We start from the raw sequence: 18,991 nt of genomic DNA, 5'->3' as shown, positions 1-18,991 counted from the left end.
CCGGGGATCCACGCCTGTCAGCCGGATGGCCCCGGACGACGTGGTTGGCCGGGACACGCCCGGCCAGGACGGCAGATAACGTGGCTGGTGGTGTTTCCATGCGCGGCAAGGACGTTCGTCTCGACAAGGTGATGATCCGCTTCGGCGACGCCACCGCGGTGCAGCCTCTCGATCTCACCATCGAGGCCGGCGAATTCTTCTCGATCCTAGGCCCCTCCGGCTGCGGCAAGACCACGATCCTGCGCGCCATTTCCGGTTTCATCGAGCCGACGGAAGGCCGGGTGCTGATCGGCGGCGAGGACATGGTGGGCAAGGGCCCGAACCAGCGTCCGACCGCGCTGATCTTCCAGAACCTCGCCCTGTTCCCGCTGATGAGCGTCGCCGAGAACGTCGCCTTCGGGCTGGAGGCGCGCGGCGTCTCCAGGGCCGACCGGCTGAAGCGCGCGCAGGAACTGCTCGATCTGGTCGCGCTTGGCGGCTATGGCGACAAGAAGCCGTCCGACCTGTCCGGCGGCCAGCGCCAGCGCGTCGCCATCGCCCGCGCGCTGGCGGTCGAGCCTTCCGTGCTGCTGCTGGACGAGCCGCTCTCCGCGCTGGATCTCAAGCTGCGCCAGCACATGCGCACCGAACTGCGCGCCATCCAGCGCCGGGTCGGCATCACCTTCATCTACATCACCCACGATCAGGGCGAGGCGCTCGCCATGTCGGACCGCGTGGCGGTGATGAGCCGCGGCCGGCTGGAGCAGGTGGCGACCGCCGACCAGCTCTATGCCGAGCCCGCCACCCCCTTCGTCGCGACCTTCGTGGGGGAACAGAACGTGCTGCGCGGCAAGCTGATGCGCACCATTGACGGCATCGCCACGGTGGAAACCGCTGTCGGGCGCGTCGAGGGTCGGCTGCGGGCCGAGATCGGTGCGGGCGCGGAGGCACTGGTCATGGTCCGGCCCGAGCGTATCGCGCTGGGCGGCAATGCCGGCAATTCGGTGCCGGCAAAACTCGTCGCCCGTCATCTCGAAGGCCCTTCGATCAATCTCGACTGCGAGGCCGCCGGCCAGCATTTCATGGTCACGATGCCCAATGGCCCGGCGGTGCGCGACCTGCCGGAGGACCTGGTGCTGTCCTTCGGGCGCGACGACGCGCTGGTGTTCGCGGAAGGAGCCCTCGCCAATGGCTGAAGCGTTTTCAAGCGAAGTGGCAGCCGGTTCGCGTGAAGAAAACGCGTTGGCGAATATCGCTAGCCATGGCGCGACGAGGAGATCGCGTCATGGCTAGCCTCGCGCGCGCCTATGGCAAGCTCCTCGCGGCGCTGATCTGCGCCATCACCGTCGCCTGGGTGCTGGTGCTGATCGTGGTGCCGATCGGCGCCATGCTGGAACAGTCGCTGTGGTGGCGCGAATCCGGCGGCGACATCACGCTGAGCATCGACCGGCTCTATAACGAGATCGCGGTGATCGAGCTCGACGCGAACACCGCCACCGACCCGGCAAAGCGCGCCGCGATCGAATCGACGCTGGAGCAGAAGCGGACCGAGATCGCGACGCTCGAAGCGCAGGAGACCAACCCGCCCAAGATGTACGGGCTGGCCAACTTCACCCGGATGAGCAGCCTGCATCTCTACATCTTCGTGCGCACGATCTTCTACGCGCTGCTGGTGACGCTGCTGGCCTTCATCGTCTGCTACCCCATCGCCTATGCGGTGGCGTTGGCGAGCGGCCCGCGCAAGACGGTGATCCTCACCGTGGCGCTGATCGTGCCTTACGCGATCAACGAATTGCTGCGGGTCTATGCCTGGCTGATGATTCTCGACTATCGCGGCGTCATCAACGGCCTGCTGGCCTGGGCCGGCTTCATCGACCTCGACGCGCGCGAGTGGATTCCGTTCCTCGAAAATCCCTCCGCCGTCTTCCTGGCGATGATCTACACCTATGTGCTGTTCATGGTGTTCCCGATGGTGAACACGCTGGAGACGCTGGACCGCAACCAGATCGAAGCCGCCCGCGACCTCGGCGCTTCCACCTGGCGCATCCATCGCCGCGTGATCATCCCGCACGCCAAGCCCGGCATCGCGGTCGGCTGCATCATGACCTTCATGCTCTCCGCCGGCTCCTATTCGGTGCCGGTGATCATGACGCGGGGACAGGGCGGCGACTGGTTCAGCCAGCTCGTCTACCGCCAGTTCTATGAGAGCAACAACTGGAACATGGGCTCGGCCTATGCGGTGTCGCTGCTGGTGGTGTGCACGGCCTTCATCCTCATCATGATGCGCCTGTTCGGCGTCGGTTTGAGGGACATCGCGAAATGAGCACCGCCACCGAGAGCCCTGCCGCCCGGCTGGTGCTGAACATCTATGTCGGGCTGTTCTGCCTGTATCTGTTCCTGCCGCTGGCGGTGATGTCGGCGGCGGCGTTCAATGCCTATCCCTACCCGTCCGTCACCCAGTGGCAGGGCTTCACTCTGGAGTGGTTCGTGGCGCTGGCTCATGACCAGCGCCTGCTCAAGGGGCTGCTGAATTCGGTGATCGTGGCGCTGGGCGTGATCGCGGTGTCGATCCCGGCGGGCCTCGCCGGCGCGCTGATCCTGACCCGGCTATCGGAGCGCTCGGGCACCTTCCTTTATTCCGTGCTGGTGTCGCCGGTGCTGACGCCCGGCATCATCCTCGGCATTTCCAGCCTGATCTTCTGGCGGGAATTCGGCGTGCCGGGCGGGCTGTTCGTCGCGGTCATGGCACAGTCCAGCTTCATCGCCTCCTACGCCATGCTGCTGTTCCTCGCCCGCCTGCAGCGGCAGGACCGCACGCTGGAAGAAGCGGCGCTCGATCTCGGCGCCCGCCACACGCTGGTGTTCCGCCGCATCACCCTGCCCTTCCTCGCCCCGACCGCCTTCACGGCGGCGGTCGTGGCCTTCCTGCAATCCTTCGAGAACTACAACACCACTGTCTTCGCCATTGGCGGCGAGTGGACGCTGGTGACGGAAATCGCCTCCCGCCTGCGCTTCGGCCTGTCGCCGGTGATCAATGTTGTCGGCGTCATCTTCGTGGTGCTGACCTTGCTCGCCGCGAGCGCTTATGTCGTGCTGAAAGGCAAGCCCAAGCGCTGATTCAAGGCTATGAATGGCGAGCGGAAGAGGGGTTCGGCATGAAAAGAATGGGGCCGGTGGCGGCGTTTCTGGTGGGCGCGCTGGCCGTCACGCCAGCTTGGGCCGGCAGTACCACGATCGGCGGCACGGTCACCACCGAGCGCGACCCGGACCATTTCGGAACCACCAAATCCACCGATTGGGACCTGTCGCTCTCTCATGTCTTCGACAATAATGTCGTGATCTCCGGCGGCGCCAAATATTACGACACCGCGCACACCTCGGACTACAAGGTGAACGTCCAGGCGGCGATCGGCTACACCCACAAATTCGATAAGCTGAGCCTGACCGGCATGGCCGGCATCGGCCAGCATTTCATCGAGAACGACGACTCTTCGAACTTCACCTATTATTATTTCACCGTCTCCGCCGAAGTGCCGCTGACCCAGTCCGTGAGCTGGACCATCGCGCGGCTGCGCTACCGCAACGCCTTCGACACGGCGAACGACTACGACACCCCCGAAATCGCCACCGGCCTCAATTTCCACCTCGACGCGCACAACACGCTGACGGTGTTTGTGGAGCGCGACTGGACTGATGGTGAGCCGTCTTACAACGGTCTCGAATTCGGCTTCAAACACAGCTTCTGACGGCCCGGCCTCACCCGAACGTGAACCGTTGCGGCGTGACCCTGCACCATGGCCCGACTAGCTTCTCTCGCGCGCGGCTCATGCCCGGCGCCACCCTGTTCAGGAGGAAGCGATGACCGATACAACCCGCCGCGGGCTTCTCGCCGGTGCCGCCAGCCTGCCCCTCCTCGCCGGCGCGCCCGCTTTGTCGGCTCTCGTCGGCTCGTCGGGTGCAGCCCACGCCCAGACCGGCTCCGGCACGCAGGTTCCCGGCCTCTACCGCTACAAGGTCGGCGATATCGAGATCACCGCGATCAATGACGGCGCGCGCAGTTTCCCGCTGGCCGACGGCTTCGTGAAGAACGCCAGCCGCGATGAGGTCAATGGCGCGCTGGAGGCGGCCTTCCTGCCGAAGGACCAGATGACCATCCAGTTCAACCCGATGCTGCTGAACACCGGCGGCAAGCGGGTGCTGATCGATACCGGCAACGGTCCGCAGAGCGCCAATGCCCCGGTCGGCAAGCTGATGGCCAATCTCGCCTGGGCCGGGGTGAAGCCGGCCGATATCGATACCGTGGTCATTTCCCATTTCCATGGCGACCACATTAACGGCCTGCGCGCCGAAGACGGTTCGCTCGCCTTCCCGAACGCCGAAATCCTCGTTCCCGCGCCGGAATGGGCGTTCTGGATGGACGAGGGCCAGATGAGCCGCGCCCCGGAGGCGATGAAGGGTGCCTTCGCCAATGTGCGCAAGGTGTTCAAGGATACCGACAGCCGGGTGAAGCCCTATGAGTGGGACAAGGAGATCGCCCCCGGCATCACCTCGGTGAACGCCGCCGGCCATACGCCCGGCCACACCGCCTATGTGGTCGCCTCCGGCGATGCCAAGCTTTTCGTCCAGTCCGACATCACCAACACGCCGGCGCTGTTCGTGCCCAACCCGGAATGGCAGGTGACCTTCGACATGGACGCCGCCAAGGCAATCGAGACCCGGCGCAAGGTCTACGACATGCTGGCGGCCGAGCGCATGCAGCTTACCGGCTATCATTTCTTCTTCCCGGCCACCGGCTTCATCGAGAAGGCCGGGAACGGCTACCGGCTGGTTCCCGCCCCCTGGAACCCCGTGCTCTGAGCGCCGGGGACGACCACGCGGCCGGGGCCGGCAACCTTTTCGCCGCACTGGGCGATCTCCCCGCCTCGGCCGAGCATGTCCAGGATCTTCTGGTGCGGCCGGGGCTGCGCATCGAGCGGATCGTCTCGCAGGGCCAGTCGAGCCCGCCCGGCTTCTGGTACGAGCAGGCGCAGGCGGAATGGGTGCTGCTGGTCAGCGGTGAGGCATGGTTGCGTTTCGAGGATGAAGCGGCACCGCGCCGCCTGCTGCCGGGCGATCATCTGCTGATCGCGCCGCTCCGGCGCCACCGGGTGGACGAGACCGCGGCGGGTATGCCGACGGTCTGGCTGACGGTGTGGTTCGACGAAAGCTGAGCGCGGCGATTGGCAGGCCGGCGGCATGAGGCTATGTGTGCCGGCCGATCCATTCGCCTTGCCGAGGATGCCATGAACGATACCGTCCCCGCCGCCCTGCCCGACCGCCTCTCCAGCGACCCGTCGAGCCCCCATTACAATGAGGAGCTTCTCGCCCGTGGCGTCGGCATCCGCTTTAAGGGCGTCGAGAAGACCAATGTCGAGGAATATTGCGTCAGCGAGGGCTGGGTCCGCGTCTCGGTCGGCAAGGCCAAGGACCGCGCCGGCAACCCGATGACGGTCAAGCTCAAGGGCCCGGTCGAGCCCTATCTGCGCGAGGCTGAAGGCTGACGGCCGGTAGCCTCGCTACTCTTCCGTCTCCGCCTCGATCCAGTCGAGATACGCCTCGTCGCCCCCGGAGACGGGGAGGAAGAGGATGGCCGGCACCTCGTAGGAATGGCGCGCGCGCACGGCCTGCGCCACCGCCTCGGCGAGGTCCTCGCGGGTCTTGAGCAGCATCACCGTCTCCTGCGCCCGCTCGATTTCGCCCTGCCAGCGATAGATCGATACCATTCCCGGCAGTATATTGACGCAGGCCGCCAGCCCATCGGCAACGATGGCCCTGCCGGCGGCCTCGGCCTCGACGGGGCTTGGCCAGGTCGTATAGATCAGTACCGTGCCATAGCCGTTATGTGGCGCCATCCTCGAAACCCCGCGATCGGGCCCGTCCACGATGAACGAAGTCGCCCGTCCCGCCTCGGCTTCCGCGACAGACGCCCCCGAGGCACCAGCATATGGCCGAATCGCCTTTGTCGCGAGCGAGGCGACGGATGCCGTGCAGGCCCGCGCCGAGCTGGTCGCGCGCTATGGCAATGTCGCCCCGGAGGATGCGGATATCGTGGTGGCGCTCGGCGGCGACGGCTTCATGCTGCAGACGCTGCATCGCTTCCGCGACACCGGCATCCCGATCTACGGGATGAATCGTGGATCGGTCGGCTTCCTGATGAACTCCTATCGTCACGAGGACCTGCCCGCGCGCATCGCCGCCGCGCAGCGCGTGGTGATCCACCCGCTGATGATGGAAGCCACCGATACGTCCGGGCGCACCCATCGCGCGCCGGCGATCAATGAGGTGTCGCTGATCCGTCAGTCCTATCAGGCCGCCAAGCTGCGCATCGCCATCGACGGCAAGGTGCGCATGGAGGAGCTGATCTGCGACGGCGTGCTGGTGGCGACCCCCGCCGGCTCCACCGCCTACAACCTCTCGGCCCAGGGCCCGATCCTGCCGATCGGCACGCCGCTGCTGGCGGTCACGCCGATCTCGGCCTTTCGCCCGCGGCGCTGGCGCGGTGCGCTGGTGCCGGACCGTGTGCGGGTCGATATCGCGGTGCTGGAATCGGAAAAGCGCCCGGTCAATGCCACGGCGGACCATTTTCAGGTGCTGAACGCCGTCGCCGTGCGCGCGCGCCTCGATCCGAACTCGACGCTGATCATGCTGGTCGACCGCGATCACTCGATCGAGGAGCGCATCCTGCGCGAGCAGTTCGACTGAGACGGCGCCTCACGCCGCCTGACGGTCGGCCGCGTCGCGGATTGCCTCGGCCTGCCAGCGCTGGAGCACCTCGATCAGCTTGCCGCTGCCCTGCGTCTCGCCCAGCCCGGCATATTGGTCGAGCACGCGCTCGACGATGCGGCGCTTGAGGCCGGCGGTACCTTCGCCCTCGTCGACATAGCTCTCCGCCTGCATCACCTGAAGCGCGGTGCGGAAGGCGACATAGGCGCCGCGCGGCAGCCCGATCCGATCATAGAGCACGCGGAAGGCGGCACCCGAGCGGTCGGCGGCCAGCGCCGCCACCCGGTCGGTCGGCAGGCCGGAGAGCACCGAGACCGCTTCGAGGAACAGCCGCACCTGCCCGGACAGCAGCGCACGCAGCACCAGAGCCGGGGTGAGCTGGTCGTTCCGGTACATCTGCTCGACCAGCCCGCGCACGTCGGCATCCTCGCGCCCGTCGGCGCAGGTCAGCGTCGCCCGCTCGCAGGCCTCGCGCGCAACCCGCGCGGCGTCGGCCGTTCCCATCCAGTCGCGTTCCGAGACAAAGCTGGTAAGCGCGCCGGCCACAGCCCGGATCAGCGCATGATGCGCGGCAGCGGGCAGACCGGGGCGCGCCAGCAGCGCCTCGCGCATCGCCGGCAGGTGCGAGAAGCGCTCGACGATGCGTGCCAGCGCGAAGCCCGGGATATCGGCGGAGGCATTGGTGACCAGCGTCAGGGAGGCGGCGGCATGGCCGACCTCGGCAATCGCGGCGGCGACCGGCGCGACCAGCCCCTCGCGGCTGGCAATCGCGGCCTGCCGGGCCGGCGATCCGGTTTCCACCAGTTCGATCAGCTCGCGTTCATGCAGCACCGGCGAGCGCGCCAGCATCATCAGCCCGGCATCGCCCTCGTTCGCTGCCAGCGAGAGCACGATGTCGACGGGCACCAACGGGTGGCGGCAGAACGCCTCGGCCAGCGCCAGCCCCATCTGCGGCGCCGGGTCCACGATCATCAGCGGCAGCGCCTCTTCCAGCTCGGCGCGATCCTGTGCCCCGAGATCGGCCCGCAGGTAAGCCCGCGCCAGAGCCGAAGCCGCCTGTGCGCGAACATTGGCGGGAGCGGTACGGGCCCAGAGCAGAAACTGTCGCACGATCATGGCAGCCACCCGTCGGATCATCTTCGGTGGTCGGATGGTGACCCGGTGCAGCTTAAGAAAGCGTTGACCATAACCGCCGGGCAGGCCGCAATAAGCCGCTCAGTCGCCGCTGCCCTCGGCACTCACCCCGAGATCGCCGTCACCGGATCCTTCCAGCCCGTCGCCGCCATCGACCTGCGGGGACGCGGGCGCCGTGATCTGCTCGCCGATCGTCACCTCGACCGGCTGGTCCTTGCCCGATTCGACGTCGAATTCCTTGGAATAGGTCTTGCCGTCATAGCGCGCGATGGCCTGGTAGCGACCTTCCGCCAGCACGAAGGACGGCACGGCGCCGCTGGATTCCTTGATCGCGTCGCCGCCCGGCGAAAGCACGGACCATTGCGTGTCCGGCAGCGGCTGGCCGCCCTTGGCCTGCACCAGCCGCAGCGTCACCTCAGCGGCGCGGTGATGCAGCGTCGCGTCGGTCACCTTGCCGGCCGCGACCGCGATGTCGGCCTGAATCACCGCATTGCCGTCGCCATAGGTCGAGACCACGTAATAGTCGCCTGCCGGCAGTATGATGAGATCGCCGGAATTCGCGCCACGATAGAAGGGGCGGCTTGAGGCGCGTCCCTGCAGGAAGCTGCCCTCGAAAATATCGTAGCTGATCTTTTCGGGCGGGATCGGCTTGTCGTCGACGTCGCTCTGGAGCTGCACCGCCCCGGCCGACATGATGATCTGCTCGCGGCGGGAATCGTCGCCCACCACGATGCGGCGCGCCACGCTGGCGAGCCCGTAGGAGACATGAACCACATAGCCGCCGGGCGACAGGAAGAACACCGGCGCCGGCTCGGCGGCCTCAGCCACCAGCGGGTAGGCGCCGGAGGTTTCCGGCTGGTCGGCGAAAATGCGCCACACCAGCCCGCGCGGCACCAGCGGCTCGGCCGCACCGAAGCGCGCGCTCATGCCGATCGCGGCCTTGCCGGGCGGTGGCTGGGGCAGGATGGCATGCGGGTCGCTCGGGTTGGCGCGTCCACCGGGCGTGAGCGGCTGCGGCGGCCCCACGCGCGAGGGTAACTGCCCGGTCGGCGACTGGGTGCCGACGAAGGGCATGGCCTGCGTCAGCGTGCCGGAATTAAGCGGCGCGGCGTTCTGCGCGCGGACACACGTCCCCCCGGCCGCCAGCATCGCCAGGGCGGCGGCCGTGCACGGAAATGCTTGAAGCAAACGGGAGGTCGCGGGGTGGGTTCTGTGTCGCATGCCGCGCTTTCGTGCCCCCAAACCGGGGCGAATTCAAGTCACCGCGCGGCGTATCACCAAGGCGGGACCGGCGCCCGTCCGCCTTGGAGCGCGCCGCGTGCCATGCTACCCGAGGGCTCCACCACTAAGGATGGACCATGATCGACGCCCGCACCCTGCTGAAGACGCGCAAGAGCCCGAAAGTCTTCGATCTCGCCGAGCCCGGCCCCTCGCCCGCCGAGATCGAGGAGATGCTGACCATTGCCTCCCGCGTGCCCGATCATGGCAAGCTGGCGCCGTGGCGCTTCATCGTGTTCGAAGGCGAGGCGCGCGCGCGGGCTGGCGGCGTCATCGCCGGCGTGTTCGCGGCCGACAACCCGCAGGCCGATTCCGACCGTCTCGCCATTGAGCGGGCGCGGATGACGCAGGCCCCGCTGGTCGTCGCCGTCGTCTCCAGTGCCGTGCCGCACGCGAAGATTCCCGAGTTCGAGCAGCTGCTGTCCGGAGGCGCTGCCTGCACGCTGCTGGTGCTCGCCGCCCATGCGCTCGGCTACGCGGCGGTGTGGCTCACCGGCTGGCAGTCCTATGACCCGCGCGTGCGCGCCGGACTCGGGCTGTCGGAGGAGGAGCGCATTGTCGGCTTCGTCCATATCGGCACCCTCGCCCGGCCGCAGGACGACCGCCCGCGCCCCGCGCTCGACGCCATCGTGACGAGGTTCTGACCCGATGTTCTACGAACCTTCCCGGCGCAATCACGGCCTGCCGCACGATCCGCTGAAAGCCATCGTCGCCCCGCGTCCCATCGGCTGGATCTCCACCCTGTCGCCGCACGGCACCGCCAATCTCGCCCCCTACTCCTTCTTCAATCTCGTGAGCGAGAACCCGTCCATCCTCGCCTTCTCCAGCGATGGCTGGAAGCACTCGGTCAGCAACATCCGCGACAGCGGCGAGTTCGTGTGGAACCTTCCCACCCACGATCTGATCGAGCAGGTGAACCTCACCTCCAGGCCGATCGGGCCGGAGGACAGCGAGTTCGACCTCGCCGAGCTGGACACTGCCCCGTCCCGGCTGGTGAAGCCACCGCGCGTCGCCGCCTCTCCCGCCGCGCTGGAATGCGTGCTGATCGAGATCATCGAGATCAAGGACCGTCACGGCGCGTGGTCCGGCCGACTGCTGACGCTCGGCGAGATCGTCGGCGTGCATCTCGACGAACGCTTCATCGAGGACGGGCTGGTGCGCACCGAACGGCTCCAGCCGCTCGCCCGCGCCGGCTATTTCGATTACGCCTGGGTTGATCAGGTGCGCTCGATCCCGCGGCCGAAATAGCGCGGTTTGCCTCCCGGCCGGCACGATCGGCACCTGATGCGTGCCTTTTGCGCGACAGATGACGCATGGACATGCGCGCACAAGCGCATTTGATCGAACATTCCGCCAGCTGCGCGTTTATATCCGCGGCACGGCTGACGATCGCCGGTAAGGTTTTGTTAGGCATAATCGCAATTAATTGCGGGCACCCCGTCCGGTTGAGAGTCGTAGACCATGCGCACCCCTGATCGCCGCACCTTTCTGACCGGCCTATCGCTTGCCGGCATCGCCGTCGCCCTCGGCGGCTGCAACCGCACGACGTCGGCCCGCGCCCCGGTGGAGCCCATCTCCCCCGCCATGAGCTATGCCGGCTCGGGCGGCGGCTATGGGCCGGTGCAGGACCGCTACCCCATCGCGGGCGTCGACACCTCCCAGATCAATCCGGCCTATCTGCGCCGGCAGGTGCCCTATTCGGGCAAGGAGCCGCCCGGCACCATCATCGTCGATCCGCAGGCCAAGTTCCTCTACCTCGTGCAGCCCGGCGGCACCGCGATGCGCTACGGCGTCGGCGTCGGCAAGCAGGGCTTTTCCTGGTCGGGCGTCGCCACCATCAATTCCAAGCAGGAATGGCCGGACTGGTATCCGCCCAAGGAGATGATCGAGCGCCGGCCCGACATCAAGCCGCAGCTCAGCAAGCTGCAAAGCGGCGACGGCGTTGCCGGCGGCCTGTCCAACCCGCTCGGTGCACGGGCCATGTATCTGTGGCAGAACGGCAAGGACACGCTGTACCGCATCCACGGCACGCTGGAGCCCTATTCCATCGGCACCAACGTGTCCTCCGGCTGCATCCGCATGATCAATCAGGATGCCATCGATCTCTACAACCGCATCCCGGTCGGCACCCGCGTCGTGGTGCTGGGAGCCGGCGCCTCGGTCTGATTGATCGCCGGATAAGCCGGCGTCGCGGCTGCATTAGCGGTTGCGGCGCGGCTGTTGCGGTGCAAACCTCCCCTTGGGCAAGGGAGCATCAGGCATGAGCGGCCGCATCATCACGATTGCGCAGCAGAAGGGCGGATCGGGCAAGACCACCCTCGCCGCCCACATCGCCGTCGCCGTGGCGCGCGACGGCGCTCGCGTCGCCCTGCTGGACTGCGACCCGCAGGGCAGCCTCGGCGAATGGTTCGAGACCCGCGAGCAGACGCTGGGCGAGGACGAAACCGGCCTCGTCTTCCGCACCGCCAGCGGCTGGGGCGCGCGTCGCGAGGCGCGCAGCCTGGCGCGCGACTATGATTTTGTCGTGATCGACACCCCGCCCAAATCCGACGTGGAATCCCGCCCCGCGATCGAGGTGTCCGATATCGTCACCGTGCCGGTCCAGCCGACCCCGATCGACCTGTGGGCCACCCGGCCGACGCTTGAAATGATCGCCAAGGAGGGCAAGGCCTCGCTGCTGGTGATCAACCGCGCCGTGCAGCGCGTGGCGCTGACGCAGGAAATCACCGAGGCCATCCGCTCTCTCGGTCATCCGGCGGCGGAGGTGCGGCTCGGCAACCGCACCGGCTTTGCCGCCAGCATGGGCGACGGACTGACCATCATGGAGACCGCGCCGGGCAGCAAGGGCGCGCTGGAGGTCGAGGCGCTCGCGCTGGAGTTGCGCCAGCATCTGCGACTGTGACCGCTCCACGGCACCCTGATGCCGTTGCGTCCACGGCTGAGGTTGACGTCGCGGCCGTCACGCGGCAATCAGGATAAGCTGCCCGGCAGCAAGCCATTGTTCATCGTCGCGGATTAGGTTCGCGGCTTCATGGTTCCTCGCGGTCCTTCGGGCCCGCCTCGATCCCGTGGGTCGCCATCGGTTTCGGCGTTCGCGGGGCTTGTACTGGTCGGATGTTGTCGTTGGTGTATCGGGCGTCGAATGAAAAACAGTCACGGAGCCTGCTCGCGCTCAGCGCGGTGGCCCTGATTGCCGCGCCCCTTCCGGCCATTGCGCAGGAGAGCGCCGGCGCGGCGACCGAGCAACCCGGCCTGTTCAACTCCTTGCTGAACCTGTTCAATCCGCAGCGCACGGCCGGAAGCGAGGCGCCCACCATCGATGCGCTGCCCTACAGCGTCGACATCGAGGTGCGCGGCGGCGACCGCGATCTGCGCAATGCCGTCACCGACGCCTCGAACCTCGAGTCGCTCAAGAACCGCCCGCCTTCCGGCGCCGCCGGGCTGGTGCGCCGCGCGCGGGCGGATGAGGGCAACATCAACGCCGCGCTCTATTCGCTCGGCCATTATGCCGGCGTGATCCGCATCACACTGGCCGGAAATGCGCCGGACGCGCCAAATATTTTCGACCTGCTGGAGGCGGCGCGCAAGCGCGGGCCGGTTCCGGTGCGCATCGATGTCGATCCCGGCCCGGTCTTCACCTTCGGCAAGGTACAGATCCTCGACGCCGCCACCCATCGCCCGCTGGCCGACGCCCCTTCCCTTGATGTGCTGAACCTTCAGCCCGGCGAGCCGGCGCTGGCGAGCGCGATCGTGCGGGCCGAAAGCGTGCTGGTGGATCATTGGCGCCGCTCCGGCCACCCCTTCGCCCGTGTGGTCGACAAGGACGTCGTGGCCGACCACGCCACGCGCAAGCTGGATGTGGCGATACTGGTCTCGCCCGGCCCGGTCGCCACCTTCGGTCGCTTCACCGTGGAAGGCGCGGATTTCCTCACGCCCGGCTTTATCGAGGAGCGGGTCGAGATCGCGCCCGGCACGCCCTACTCGCCGGAGGTGCTGAACCGGCTGCGTCGGCGGCTGCTGAAATACGAGGCCATCGCGGGCGTGCGTCTGGTCGAGGCGGATCATCTCGCGCCTGACGGGAGCCTCCCGATCACCATCGAGGTCACCGCCCGCAAGCCGCGCTATGTCGGCTTCAGCGCGACCTATTCCAGCACGGACGGCTCGGCCATCAACGCCTATTGGGGCCATCGCAACCTGTTCGGCGGCGGCGAGACGCTGCGGCTGGATTCGCAGGTGTCGTGGTTCGGCCAGAAGCCAGAGGCGGTGCCGGATGCCGACCCGTTCGGCTATCGGCTCGCGGCCTCCTTCATGAAGCCCGGCATCTACACCGCGCAGGATGACCTGATCGCGCAGGCCGCGGTTTTCCGCGAGGTGACCAACGCCTATGTCAACGAGGCCATCACGCTGCTGGCCGGCGTGCGGCATCGCTTCAACGATCAACTCTCCATGCAGGTCAGCATCGACCTCGAAGAGTCGCAGGTCGAGGACACCACCGGCACCCATGACTATTTCATCGCCGGTGTGCCGATCGACGTGAATTACGACAGCACCGACAACGACCTCGATCCCTCGCGCGGCTGGCGCATTTCCGGCACGGTGGAGCCCTTCGCCTATCTCGGCGATTCCGGGGGCGGGCCGGCGATGCTGAAGGGCTCGGCCTCGACCTATTACGCGCTGGACGAGCGCAAGCGCTACATCCTCGCCGGCCGCGTCGCCGCTGGCAGCGTGCTCGGCGCCAGCCTCGACGACATCCCGCCGCAGCGGCGGTTCTATGTCGGCGGCGGCGGCTCGCTGCGCGGCTATGACTACCAGTCGGCCTCCCCGCGCAACGCCGACGGCGTGATCATTGGCGGTCGCAGCTTCTTCGAGGCCTCCGTGGAAGCGCGCATCAGGATCACCGACACCATCGGCGTGGTGCCGTTCCTGGATATGGGTTCGGCCTTTACCTCCGAACTGCCGGACTTTGACGAGATGAAATATTCCGCCGGCATCGGCCTGCGCTACTACACCGCCATCGGCCCGCTGCGCGTCGATCTCGCCTTCCCGCTCAATCCGAGCCCGGAAGACGGCACGTACGGCATCTATGTCAGCCTGGGGCAGTCGTTCTGATGGTCAGGCGCATCCTCAAATCATTCGCCTATCTGGTCGTCGGCCTGGTGGTTCTGCTCGCCCTGCTGTTCGGCGCGATCCAGACCGGGCCCGGCAAGTCCGTGCTGGCGCGCCTCGCCTCCTCGCTGGCCTCGACGCCGGACCTGCGGATCGAGATTTCCGACATCGGCGGCTTCATCCCTTCGCAGATGAGCGTCGGCGCGGTCACGCTCGCCGACCGCGAGGGCGAATTCGCGCGCATCGATGCCATCCGCCTCGACTGGAGCCCGCTTGCCCTGCTGAGCGGGCGGGTCGATGTGACCGCGCTCGATATCGCCAAGGTCGCGGTCGCGCGGATGCCGCTGCCCGCGCAGACCCCGGTGGAGCCCGCCAGCGAAGGGTCTTCCTTCGCCTTGCCGGTTCATGTCGCCCGCTTCGCCATCGACGAGATCGCGCTGGCCGAGCCGGTGGTCGGCCATGAGGCGACGCTCTCGCTCCAGGCCTCGGCCGACCTCGCCGCGCTGGGCCGCGCGCTGTCGCTCGATTTCGCGCTGGAACGCCACGACGCGCCGGGCAAGATCGCCGGCACCGCACGGTTTGCGCCCGAGACCGGGCAGCTCGACCTCGACCTCACGGCGCAGGAACCTGCCGGCGGATTGATCGCACGCGCCGCCGGCATGGACGGCCTCCCCGAACTCGACGCCACGCTCAAGGGCACCGGCACGCTCGATGCGTGGGACGGCCGGCTGAACCTCTCCGCGGGCGATGCGGCGCAGATCGGCGGCGTTGCCGGCATCCGCGCCGTTCCGCAGGGCCATCGTGTCACCTTCGCTCTCGATGCTGACATGGCGAAGCTGCTGCCGGCCGATCTCGCCCCGCTGTTCGAGGGACGCACGGAACTCGCCGGCGCGGCGCTGGTCGATCCGGCCCTCCTCGTCACCATCGAGACCGCGACCGCGCGTGCCGCCGGCTTCGGTGCCTCCGCCACCGGAACCTTCGATGCGTCCGCCAACATCCCGGACCTCGCCTTCCATGTCACGCTGGGTGAGGCCGCCCGCTTCGCCGCGCTGGCGCCGGGCGTGAACTGGGGCTCGGTCGCCCTGGACGGCACGCTGAAGGGCACGCTGCAGGCGCCGACGCTGGTGACCAATGTGGCCGCTTCCGGCCTCTCCGGCGCCGGCTACGGCGCCCAGACGGTGACACTGGCCGCCGGCACCGTACCCGACCCGGCCGGCAACCTCGCCATCACCGTGACAGGTGACGCCTCGGGCCTCTCGGCCTCCGACCCGCAGGTCGCCAGCGCGCTTGGTACCACCGGACGCTTCTCCGCGACGGCCAACCGGCCGGCCGGCGGCGAGCCGGTTCTCACCGCGCTCGCCATCGAACTCACCGCGCTCACCGCCCGCTTCGCCGGAACCGCGGACGCCCGCGACATCGACGGCACCCTGCATCTGGAGCGGCTGAACCTCGCCGCACTGTCCCCGCTTGCCGGCCGCACACTGGCGGGCGAGGCACGGGCCGACATCACAGTGGATGCGAGCGCCGATTTCAGCCGCATCAGTCTCGACGTCAAAGGCAGCACCTCCGGTATTTCCACCGGTATCGCCGCCGTGGACGAATTGTTCGGCCGCACCACGACGCTGGAAGGCGCGCTCGCCCGCGGCGGCGCCAATGCGATTTCCATCAACGATCTCAAGCTGATCGCCGACGGACTTCAACTCGATGTCAATGGCCGCATCGCCGAGACTCTGGCGGATCTCCAGGCCAGTGTGGCGCTCAGCGACCTCTCCCGCCTCGACCCCCGACTGACCGGCGCCATGAACGCGCAGGCCGCGTTCACCGGCGATCTCGCCAATCTGGGCGCGACGGCGCGGATCGAGATTCCACGCGGCACCGCGATGAAGCAGCCGATCGAAAACCTGGCGCTCGACCTGAACGCGACCGACCTGACAGGCAATGTCGGCGGCACCTTCCGGCTCACCGGCGATGTCGCCGGCCGCCCCGCCACGGGTAGCGGCGCGCTCTCCAGCGAGCCCGGCACCCGCCGGCTGCGGGGCCTCGACGTCGCCATCGGTTCAGTGAACGCCAAGGGCGACCTCACCCTCACGGAAGCGTCCGGCCTCCTTGACGGCCGGCTCATCGTCGCGGCCGGTAATCTCGCGGACCTCTCCGCCCTCGCCTTGACCCCGCTCGCGGGCCAGCTCAATGCCGACGTGACGCTGAGCAGTGATGAGGGCCGGCAGCGCGTGGCGGTGAAGGCCGACGGCGCGGATATCGCGGCCGCCGGCCAGCGCGTCGGGAGCGCGCGCATCGATGCGACCGTCACCGACCCGACCGGGATTCCCCTGCTCGACGGCACCATAAATCTCAGCGGCGTGGACGCTTCGGGCGTGCGGATCGCCAATGCGTCGGTGGTTGCCAAGGGCGGCCTGGAAGGCACCGATCTCACCGTGGATGCGCTCGCCGAAGGCACCACGCTGCGCGCCGCCGGCCGTCTGACCCCCCGCGAAGGCGGTGCGGTCCTGCGCCTCGACCGGCTCACCGCGGAGCGCACCGGGGTGCGCGTCGCCACCAGCGCGCCGGCCACCTTCACCCTCGTCGACGGCACCGTTACCATCGACCGCCTCGCGCTTGCGACCGGCGGCGGCAGCGCCACGGTTTCCGGCTCGGCGGGCCAGCGGCTCGACCTCAATGTCGACCTGCGCGCCCTGCCGCTGGCGCTTGCCGACCTCGCCTCCCCCGGCCTCGGCCTGTCCGGCACGCTCGCCGGCAATGCCCGCATCACCGGCACGCCGGCGGCCCCCGGCGGGAATTACGAGCTGCGGATCACCCGGCTGAGTTCGCCCGTGCTCGCGCAGCAAGGTGCCGGCCCGTTCGACATCGCCGCGCAGGGAACGCTGGCCGATGGCCGCGCCGGCATACGCGCGACCATTTCCGGGCAAAACCTGCAGGCGCTGACCATCACCGGCTCGGTGCCGGTGGCGGCCGGCGAGTTGGACCTCGCTATTCGCGGCGCGGTCAATCTCGCCATCGCCAACACGGCGCTGGCCACATCGGGAGCGCGGGTTTCCGGCATCGCCAATATCGACGCCACGCTGCGAGGCACCCCGGCCGCGCCTCGCGCCGGCGGCACAGTGCGTGTTTCGGGCGGACGTTTCGACGACAGCGTGAACGGCGTGGCGCTCGACCAGATCACCGCCGTGCTCACCGGCAGCGAGCGCTCGGTGACCGTCACTTCCTTCTCCGCGCGCACCTCCAATGGCGGCAGCCTGAGCGGGCGCGGCAATGTCGGGCTGGACGCGGCCGCCGGCTTCCCCGGCCGCATCGAGGTGGACCTCACCAATGCCGGCCTGATCAATAGCGACCTGATGCGTCTCGTCGCCGAGGGCCGGGTCGCGGTCGAGGGCGCGTTCCTCGTCGATCCGCGCATCACCGGCCGGCTGGTGGTGCGGGCGCTTGACGTCAACATTCCCGACCGCTTCCCCGGCGGTGTGCAGAACCTGAATGTGCGCCATGTCAATGCCGGGCCCCGCAACACGCGCCGCACGGCCGGTCGTGCCGCTGCCAGCCGTCGGGCGCCCGCCAGCGGCGGCATGCCGCTCGACCTCACCGTCTCGGCTCCGAACAATGTGTTCGTGCGCGGCCTCGGCATCAATGCCGAGCTGGGCGGCGAGATCCGCGTGACCGGCACCTCCGCGGCTCCGGTGACCAACGGCGCCTTCGAGATGCGGCGGGGCAGCTTCGACATTCTCGGCCGCCGTCTCACTTTCACGCGCGGGCGCGTCACCTTTGCCGGCAGCACCGATCCCGAGCTGGACTTCGTCGCCGAAACCACAAGCGCCGACGTGACCGCGCGGATCCTGGTCACCGGCCCGGCCTCCCAGCCGGAGATCAGCTTCACCTCCACACCCACCCTGCCGCAGGACGAAGTGCTGGCACGGCTGATGTTCGGACGCTCGGCCGGCTCGCTGACAGCCGGCCAGGCGGTGCAGGTAGCCCAGACCATCGCGCAGTTTTCCGGCGGCGCCGGCATGCTCGACAGCGTGCGCCGCTCCCTCGGCGTTGACGCGCTGGATGTCGGCACCGACTCCGCGGGCACCGGCGGACAGGTCGGCCTCGGCAAGCGGCTGAACGACAACATCTATCTCGGCGTGCGGCAGGGCACCACGCCGAACTCCAGCCGGGTGACGGTGGATGTCGACGTGACCAACCGCATTCGCCTGCAAGGCGCGACCGGCGCCGATGGCTCGGCGGAAGTCGGCATCGGCGCGCAGTGGGATTACTGAGGGCGGGCGTCCCTGCGCCTCTGTCGCGCTGGCTCGCAGCCGCCGTCTGGCCTCTATGATCGGCTGAAGCGCAACGTCGGAAAATCCCGGCTGCCTGCGAAGCCGGGCGCTCCAGGCACCGCATCGCTCCCGCGTCGCGACAGGCGTGATTCAACCGCGTGGCCGGTCTGACGCGCAGCGCTCTGCGGTTGCGTAGGTCGTGAGATCTCGGGCCGTCGTCCTCCTGCAGCGGACCTTAGGGCGCTGCCCAGGGCCGGCGACAGAAATGCAACCACAGATATTTACAAGTCCGCTGGGTGTATCCTCGCCGCAGGCGCGCGAGCGCGGCCTCTAACTCATTGAAAAGGTACAAAAACGCGCACATCCCGGCCTCCTTGCCGGACTAATGTACCTTCTTCCCTTGGTGCAAAAATTGAGGTATTGCAACTATAGGAGGTGTTGGGCGATGCGGGTTGGGGATCGGC

17 protein-coding genes are annotated in these 18,991 nt (G+C 68.1%); 14 read left to right on the top strand and 3 right to left on the bottom strand.

The window, feature by feature from the left end:
* The first annotated feature begins 98 nt into the window (after positions 1–98).
* The 7 genes from MKI84_RS03085 to MKI84_RS03055 all read left to right on the top strand — a co-directional run bounded on the left by MKI84_RS03085 (position 99) and on the right by MKI84_RS03055 (position 5,519).
* Positions 99–1,175, top strand: coding sequence for an ABC transporter ATP-binding protein (locus MKI84_RS03085; protein WP_241616473.1), 1,077 nt, complete (start codon positions 99–101; stop codon positions 1,173–1,175).
* An 89-nt stretch (positions 1,176–1,264) separates the two neighbouring features.
* Positions 1,265–2,302: an ABC transporter permease gene (locus tag MKI84_RS03080; RefSeq protein ID WP_241616472.1), complete on the top strand. Its 1,038-nt coding sequence runs from the start codon at positions 1,265–1,267 to the stop codon at positions 2,300–2,302.
* A complete protein-coding gene (locus tag MKI84_RS03075) occupies positions 2,299–3,096 on the top strand; it encodes an ABC transporter permease (protein ID WP_241616471.1) in 798 nt (265 codons plus the stop codon). Before MKI84_RS03080 ends, MKI84_RS03075 begins: the two co-directional genes overlap by 4 nt.
* Positions 3,097–3,134: 38 nt before the next feature.
* The gene (locus MKI84_RS03070) at positions 3,135–3,725 is read left to right on the top strand and encodes a hypothetical protein (RefSeq protein WP_241616470.1); all 591 of its coding nucleotides are present in this window, start codon (positions 3,135–3,137) and stop codon (positions 3,723–3,725) included.
* Positions 3,726–3,837: 112 nt separating this feature from the next.
* Positions 3,838–4,836 (top strand): MBL fold metallo-hydrolase, encoded by a 999-nt coding sequence (locus MKI84_RS03065; RefSeq protein WP_241616469.1) that lies wholly within the window; start codon positions 3,838–3,840, stop codon positions 4,834–4,836.
* 92 nt (positions 4,837–4,928) lie between these two features.
* Positions 4,929–5,189 carry a cupin domain-containing protein gene (locus tag MKI84_RS03060; RefSeq protein WP_342593609.1) on the top strand — a complete coding sequence of 87 codons (261 nt, stop codon included), beginning with the start codon at positions 4,929–4,931 and terminating at the stop codon, positions 5,187–5,189.
* Positions 5,190–5,261: 72 nt separating this feature from the next.
* Positions 5,262–5,519, top strand: coding sequence for a DUF3297 family protein (locus MKI84_RS03055; RefSeq protein WP_241616468.1), 258 nt, complete (start codon positions 5,262–5,264; stop codon positions 5,517–5,519).
* 15 nt (positions 5,520–5,534) lie between these two features.
* On the opposite strand, the gene cutA is transcribed toward MKI84_RS03055, so the two are convergent.
* Positions 5,535–5,870 (bottom strand): divalent-cation tolerance protein CutA, encoded by a 336-nt coding sequence (cutA, locus tag MKI84_RS03050; RefSeq protein WP_241616467.1) that lies wholly within the window; start codon positions 5,868–5,870, stop codon positions 5,535–5,537.
* A gap of 31 nt (positions 5,871–5,901) precedes the next feature.
* On the opposite strand from cutA, the gene MKI84_RS03045 reads away from it, so the two are divergent.
* Complete coding sequence (locus tag MKI84_RS03045; protein ID WP_241616466.1) at positions 5,902–6,720, top strand: NAD kinase; 819 nt, start codon at positions 5,902–5,904, stop codon at positions 6,718–6,720.
* Between the two features lie 9 nt (positions 6,721–6,729).
* Here the strand turns inward: MKI84_RS03045 and MKI84_RS03040 are convergent, their stop codons facing one another.
* Together MKI84_RS03040 and MKI84_RS03035 are read right to left on the bottom strand one after the other, a co-directional pair.
* Positions 6,730–7,857, bottom strand: coding sequence for a DUF2336 domain-containing protein (locus MKI84_RS03040; RefSeq protein ID WP_241616465.1), 1,128 nt, complete (start codon positions 7,855–7,857; stop codon positions 6,730–6,732).
* A gap of 99 nt (positions 7,858–7,956) precedes the next feature.
* The gene (locus MKI84_RS03035; RefSeq protein WP_241616464.1) at positions 7,957–8,949 is read right to left on the bottom strand and encodes a hypothetical protein; all 993 of its coding nucleotides are present in this window, start codon (positions 8,947–8,949) and stop codon (positions 7,957–7,959) included.
* A 284-nt stretch (positions 8,950–9,233) separates the two neighbouring features.
* Here MKI84_RS03035 and MKI84_RS03030 point away from each other — a divergent pair, with 284 nt between their 5' ends.
* The 6 genes from MKI84_RS03030 to MKI84_RS03005 all read left to right on the top strand — a co-directional run bounded on the left by MKI84_RS03030 (position 9,234) and on the right by MKI84_RS03005 (position 18,527).
* On the top strand, positions 9,234–9,797 hold the full coding sequence (locus tag MKI84_RS03030; protein ID WP_241616463.1) for a nitroreductase family protein: 564 nt from the start codon (positions 9,234–9,236) through the stop codon (positions 9,795–9,797).
* 4 nt (positions 9,798–9,801) lie between these two features.
* Positions 9,802–10,401 carry a flavin reductase family protein gene (locus MKI84_RS03025; RefSeq protein ID WP_241616462.1) on the top strand — a complete coding sequence of 200 codons (600 nt, stop codon included), beginning with the start codon at positions 9,802–9,804 and terminating at the stop codon, positions 10,399–10,401.
* A gap of 213 nt (positions 10,402–10,614) precedes the next feature.
* Positions 10,615–11,319, top strand: coding sequence for a L,D-transpeptidase (locus tag MKI84_RS03020; RefSeq protein ID WP_241616461.1), 705 nt, complete (start codon positions 10,615–10,617; stop codon positions 11,317–11,319).
* Positions 11,320–11,413: 94 nt separating this feature from the next.
* A complete protein-coding gene (gene parA / locus MKI84_RS03015) occupies positions 11,414–12,055 on the top strand; it encodes a ParA family partition ATPase (RefSeq protein WP_241616460.1) in 642 nt (213 codons plus the stop codon).
* Positions 12,056–12,279: 224 nt separating this feature from the next.
* Complete coding sequence (locus tag MKI84_RS03010; RefSeq protein WP_241616459.1) at positions 12,280–14,262, top strand: autotransporter assembly complex protein TamA; 1,983 nt, start codon at positions 12,280–12,282, stop codon at positions 14,260–14,262.
* The gene (locus MKI84_RS03005) at positions 14,262–18,527 is read left to right on the top strand and encodes a translocation/assembly module TamB domain-containing protein (protein ID WP_241616458.1); all 4,266 of its coding nucleotides are present in this window, start codon (positions 14,262–14,264) and stop codon (positions 18,525–18,527) included. The genes MKI84_RS03010 and MKI84_RS03005 overlap by 1 nt, the downstream gene beginning before the upstream one ends.
* The last annotated feature ends 464 nt before the right edge of the window (positions 18,528–18,991 follow it).

Source organism: Ancylobacter gelatini, from assembly GCF_022601675.1.
In the GTDB taxonomy this organism is placed as follows: domain Bacteria; phylum Pseudomonadota; class Alphaproteobacteria; order Rhizobiales; family Xanthobacteraceae; genus Ancylobacter; species Ancylobacter gelatini.
The sequence above is the reverse complement of the archived record's forward strand: the minus strand, read 5'-3'. Positions and strand labels throughout refer to the sequence as shown.

Bases quoted from the DNA above. Each gene is read 5' to 3' on its own strand.
- MKI84_RS03080 (WP_241616472.1), top strand. From the start codon at position 1,265: ATGGCTAGCCTCGCGCGCGCCTATGGCAAGCTCCTCGCGGCGCTGATC.
- MKI84_RS03040 (WP_241616465.1), bottom strand. From the start codon at position 7,857: ATGATCGTGCGACAGTTTCTGCTCTGGGCCCGTACCGCTCCCGCCAAT.
- MKI84_RS03025 (WP_241616462.1), top strand. From the start codon at position 9,802: ATGTTCTACGAACCTTCCCGGCGCAATCACGGCCTGCCGCACGATCCG.
- MKI84_RS03030 (WP_241616463.1), top strand. From the start codon at position 9,234: ATGATCGACGCCCGCACCCTGCTGAAGACGCGCAAGAGCCCGAAAGTC.
- parA (WP_241616460.1), top strand. From the start codon at position 11,414: ATGAGCGGCCGCATCATCACGATTGCGCAGCAGAAGGGCGGATCGGGC.
- MKI84_RS03005 (WP_241616458.1), top strand. From the start codon at position 14,262: ATGGTCAGGCGCATCCTCAAATCATTCGCCTATCTGGTCGTCGGCCTG.
- MKI84_RS03065 (WP_241616469.1), top strand. From the start codon at position 3,838: ATGACCGATACAACCCGCCGCGGGCTTCTCGCCGGTGCCGCCAGCCTG.
- MKI84_RS03055 (WP_241616468.1), top strand. From the start codon at position 5,262: ATGAACGATACCGTCCCCGCCGCCCTGCCCGACCGCCTCTCCAGCGAC.
- MKI84_RS03070 (WP_241616470.1), top strand. From the start codon at position 3,135: ATGAAAAGAATGGGGCCGGTGGCGGCGTTTCTGGTGGGCGCGCTGGCC.
- MKI84_RS03035 (WP_241616464.1), bottom strand. From the start codon at position 8,949: ATGCCCTTCGTCGGCACCCAGTCGCCGACCGGGCAGTTACCCTCGCGC.
- MKI84_RS03085 (WP_241616473.1), top strand. From the start codon at position 99: ATGCGCGGCAAGGACGTTCGTCTCGACAAGGTGATGATCCGCTTCGGC.
- cutA (WP_241616467.1), bottom strand. From the start codon at position 5,870: ATGGCGCCACATAACGGCTATGGCACGGTACTGATCTATACGACCTGG.
- MKI84_RS03045 (WP_241616466.1), top strand. From the start codon at position 5,902: ATGAACGAAGTCGCCCGTCCCGCCTCGGCTTCCGCGACAGACGCCCCC.
- MKI84_RS03075 (WP_241616471.1), top strand. From the start codon at position 2,299: ATGAGCACCGCCACCGAGAGCCCTGCCGCCCGGCTGGTGCTGAACATC.
- MKI84_RS03020 (WP_241616461.1), top strand. From the start codon at position 10,615: ATGCGCACCCCTGATCGCCGCACCTTTCTGACCGGCCTATCGCTTGCC.